At 49.3% G+C, this 4,171-nt stretch carries 4 protein-coding genes and 1 pseudogene; 3 read left to right on the top strand and 2 right to left on the bottom strand.

Translation table 11 applies throughout. The features are described 5' to 3' along the window. Nucleotides 1-463 (top strand): annotated as a pseudogene (locus tag ACNKIB_RS05590) (class I tRNA ligase family protein); the annotation flags it as partial. A 23-nt stretch (nucleotides 464-486) separates the two neighbouring features. On the opposite strand, the gene ACNKIB_RS05585 reads toward ACNKIB_RS05590, so the two are convergent. Then, nucleotides 487-900, bottom strand: a complete 414-nt coding sequence (locus ACNKIB_RS05585; RefSeq protein ID WP_417909562.1) for a PIN domain nuclease — start codon at nucleotides 898-900, stop codon at nucleotides 487-489. Beyond that, nucleotides 897-1,100, bottom strand: a complete 204-nt coding sequence (locus tag ACNKIB_RS05580; protein WP_417909561.1) for a type II toxin-antitoxin system VapB family antitoxin — start codon at nucleotides 1,098-1,100, stop codon at nucleotides 897-899. Before ACNKIB_RS05580 ends, ACNKIB_RS05585 begins: the two co-directional genes overlap by 4 nt. Before the next feature lie 1,099 nt (nucleotides 1,101-2,199). Between ACNKIB_RS05580 and ACNKIB_RS05575 the strand changes: the two genes are divergently transcribed. Continuing rightward, complete coding sequence (locus ACNKIB_RS05575) at nucleotides 2,200-3,270, top strand: hypothetical protein (protein WP_417909560.1); 1,071 nt, start codon at nucleotides 2,200-2,202, stop codon at nucleotides 3,268-3,270. Between the two features lie 388 nt (nucleotides 3,271-3,658). Then, nucleotides 3,659-4,171 (top strand): class I tRNA ligase family protein (locus ACNKIB_RS05570; RefSeq protein ID WP_417909559.1); only part of this gene is annotated, 513 nt, incomplete at its 3' end.

Below are 4,171 nucleotides of genomic sequence, written 5' to 3'. Positions count from 1 at the left end.
TGACCGCATCATCCCAGTGGTGCTTGATCATCACGTGCAGCGCGACTTCGGCACGGGCGCGCTCAAGGTCACGCCATCGCACGACCGCGACGACTACGAGATCGGCATCCGCCACAACTTGGAGCGGGTCAAGGTGATGGACGAGCGCGGTCTCATGAATGAGAACGCCGGCAAATACGCTGGCCTCGACCGCTTCGCCTGCCGCACACAGATCGTCAAGGACTTGGACGCGCTTGGCCTGCTGGTGAAGATAGACGACTACGAGCACGCGGTCGGCAAATGCTACCGCTGCGCCACGGTCATTGAGCCGACGACCTCCAAGCAGTGGTTCGTCTCCGTGCGCCCGCTGGCGGACAAGGCAGTTGCGGCGGTGCGCGAGGGCCGCATCAAGCTGTACCCAGACACCTGGTACAACACCTTCTACGCGTGGATGGACAACATCCGCGATTGGTGCATCTCAAGGTAAATCTGGTGGAGGAGCAGCTATTATTGCAGCGTGTCGTGAGGAAGAAAACTTCTCAAGCCGCAATACTGTTCAATGGGGATGAAATCTCTGTCGTTGTGCAACAGCGGGACATTGTATTCGATTGCTGTGGCTGCGATCATGCAGTCAACAGGTTTTCTGATCGTGATGCCTTTCTGGCGGAGAAAGCGGTACATTTCGGCGGAACGCAGAAACACCGGATGCTGCATCGGCAGAAAAGTCAGGTGATCCAGCAAATTCTTTGTGCGCAGGAACTCCTCATCTTTCCTGATGCCTTGCAAAATTTCAGTTAGGATGACACCGCAGAGGCAAATGTCTTCCCGGTCAATGATGAGCTGCTCAAGAGCTTCGACATGTCGGCAATTTCTGGCAGCAAAAAAGTCTATCCACACGCTGGTGTCAATCAGAACCATCATGCGTCGCGCCTCTGCCGCCACTCCTCCAAGCTGCCCTGCCACTCAATGCCGCCTTTAAGCTGAAGAATTTCCATCTGCTTCTCCCTTCTGAGCAGCTCGCGCAGGGCATGATCAATTAAGGCCCGCTGCGTTTTAATTCCTGTCGCCCTGATGCAGTCTTGAATCAGCGTTTCGTCAAGCATCACCTGAGTTCGTTTCATGAACGGCTCCTTTGCAGTTTTTTATCAGAATACAGCGTGATAAGTATAAATGCAAGAGGTGTGACGGACTGCCCAGCCGTTCCGCGACATATATCTGCATGCCTTGGTGCAATTGTAACGAGGCAGAAGGATTAATCCATCATCCCGATTTGTCAAATAATTTGTTGTGATCACATATAGTTGAGTAAAAAACAACAACCGGCAAAAAAAATTGACGAACAGGAGCAAAATATTATATAAGAAAGCATGTGCTGCTTTCTATGGATTTGATTGAGTGATGGTGCGGTTTACACAAGACACTATGCCATCGCTTAATTATAAAATAATACTCACCTGTGCTCAATTATTGGGAGGATTTATATGAGAAATGTGCATCGTAAAAAGATCAAACTTGCAATTGCATCAATGTTAATCTGGCTCTCCATAGGAACGGTAACTGCGGAAGCTGATTGCAATAACATTGATTGCGACAACATAAACAGAATAGAAACTCAACAATACTGCGATATACTGAACAAACGGTATGAGGGATGGTGGCTCGACAAGTAATACTGTAAAGTAAAAGAAGATTATGAAAAAGGTTATCAAAAAATAAAGCAAATCTGTGATGTCGCAAAAAGAAATGGAACAGCTATCGATTTGATAGGAAACAGGACAGCCTGTATGTACGAGCTGCCGAATAGAAGCGATGCTTTTCCAGTAGGCAAAAAAAAGGAGTCATCTGGTATGGAGACGACCGGAAAATTCACCATTGAGGGGGAAAACGTGTTTCAAGGGCTGACACTGATTCCAGGAAAGACCATAACAAGGCCAAGAAGATGAAGAAAACCCGAATAGCCAGGATTAGGCAAACGCCCAACCGATAGGAAACTGACAAGAAAACATGACGGAGGCAGCTAATCCAGTTTTAGTTGCTGATAGTAATGAATTCTGAATAAAACTATCTGTGACCTGTGGTGTGCTGTGAGCAACATTTGAAAATTGAGAGTAATGGTGATAACTCAACTTGACACGGTTTACCACCATTTTTCTCCGATGTTTTACTTCAACCTAACCTTATCCAACTCGTATATGGGTGAACACCAGAAAGGAGGATGTCATGGACAACTGGAATAAGATCTTTACGAATTTGATTCGCACGCAGAGAAACACCTACTGGGGGAACTGGACTCTAATGCCAACAGTAGGGATAGGAGCAATAGGTATTCTCGATGAAAACACTGTGAATTTTACCTACTTAGGAACGCTCGAACGGTACAACCCAATCCACACGCAAAACAACGTGGCTTGGAAAATGACATCGGAGAAGGTCAGCCAGAATCAGGCAAATGTCGCGCTCGACGGTGCCTTCATAGACCCAGAGACTGGCGAAGCTGTGAACGCGGGGATCGAAGCGTCATGGGCATTTGGCAATGAGGAGTCAATAGCATCGAACTTCTCCGTGACCAAACAATCAACCCTTGATGATGCGGCCAAGACTATAAAAGACCAATGGCAACAGATAGCGGCCTTAGCTCAAGCCAACGGCATGGGCGATGGAACGAACATCTCGCAAGGGTTTTGCGTGGTAACGACAGTGACCTATGCTAGCTGTGGGATGAATGTGGGATCGATGTCCAAGAATTCGAAGTTCAGCATTACTGGCACTGCGGAGGGCATCGCCGGGATGCTTGGGGGCGGGGGCGAAGGCTCTTGGTTCTACACAGAAAATTCCTCTGGATTCAATTCGATTCTGTGGCCGGCGGAAGCAGGAAAACTGGCGGAGACAGACGTGCCAATAGCGTTCATGGTCGCTTCCTTCGATCAGACAAACCTGATCCCTGTCTGGACCACACGCCTTAATTTTCTTCAACTCCGTGTGAGCAACAAGAATGGAGGTACCTATATCGTGGACTGCGACCTCACCTACAACATCCCAGATGTGACTCAACAGCAGAGCAAAAGCCAAGATGTCAGCGGCGGAAGAGCTTATACTTTTGAGCTACCTTTAAATGCGACAAACCTCAAACTCTCACTAAGATTCAAGAGAGCAATTGAAAGCAAAGAAAAAACCTTTCATCTATCTTGGAACAATCCACTCATGGAGTGGATGCCAAGCGGAAGCGGTCGCCACACCGTAGAACTTTATGGAGTGTGGCCTGCTGATCCAAGTATAGGTGCAGGCGAGTGAACGAACAACAACCTTTACTGATGTGCTGCCTTCGTGCTTTGCAGAATACGAGATTTACACATCTATATAACACGGCAAAGAGACGACTCAACAAACACAGCACGCTGAGGGAATGCTGAAACGCCTTTGCTATGTATCCAAAAAATACTACCGCCTTTTAGGCGGTTTTTTTATTTGCCACTGGATGTTGAACTCAACATAAAACTATTCAATCTGATGATGAATTAAATTTTCATCAACGATGATGATGGTAAAAGAGCAAATAGGCATGTCCGCTAAAGTGAAGATAACCCAGTTCTCCTGTTGCCGCTCCGCCCTGCCTGCTTTATAGTAGCATCTCGATCTTCAACTGCCTTTCCTTCAACAAAGTTATCCCTTTTCCGCTGCCATGAATGATACAAACACGCCGCCCACCGCCAAATACGACCTGCCCAAAGCCTACGAGTTTGAGGAGGTCGAGCAGCGGTGGTATGAATACTGGCTTGATCATAAGACCTTCAGCGCGCAGATGCACGAAGGCCGCCCGGCCTTTTCCATCGTCATTCCGCCGCCGAACGTGACCGGCGTGCTGCACATTGGCCACGCTCTCAACAACACGCTGCAAGATTTGCTGACGCGCTACCACCGCATGAAGGGGGACAACACGCTCTGGGTGCCTGGCACCGACCACGCGGGCATCGCTACGCAGAATGTGGTGGAGCGGCAGCTCGCTGCTGAGAAGACGACCCGGCACGAGCTGGGCCGGGACAAGTTCATTGAGCGGGTCTGGCAGTGGAAAACCGACAAGGGCGGCACGATCATCCAGCAGCTCAAGCGGATGGGCGCGTCCTGCGACTGGGACCGCGAACGCTTCACCATGGACGAGGGGCTGTCCAAGGCGGTGCGCGAGGTCTTTGTCCGC

This window comes from Candidatus Electronema sp. PJ (assembly GCF_048287395.1).
Lineage (GTDB): Bacteria > Desulfobacterota > Desulfobulbia > Desulfobulbales > Desulfobulbaceae > Electronema.
This window is presented reverse-complemented; position numbering and strand designations above follow the sequence as displayed.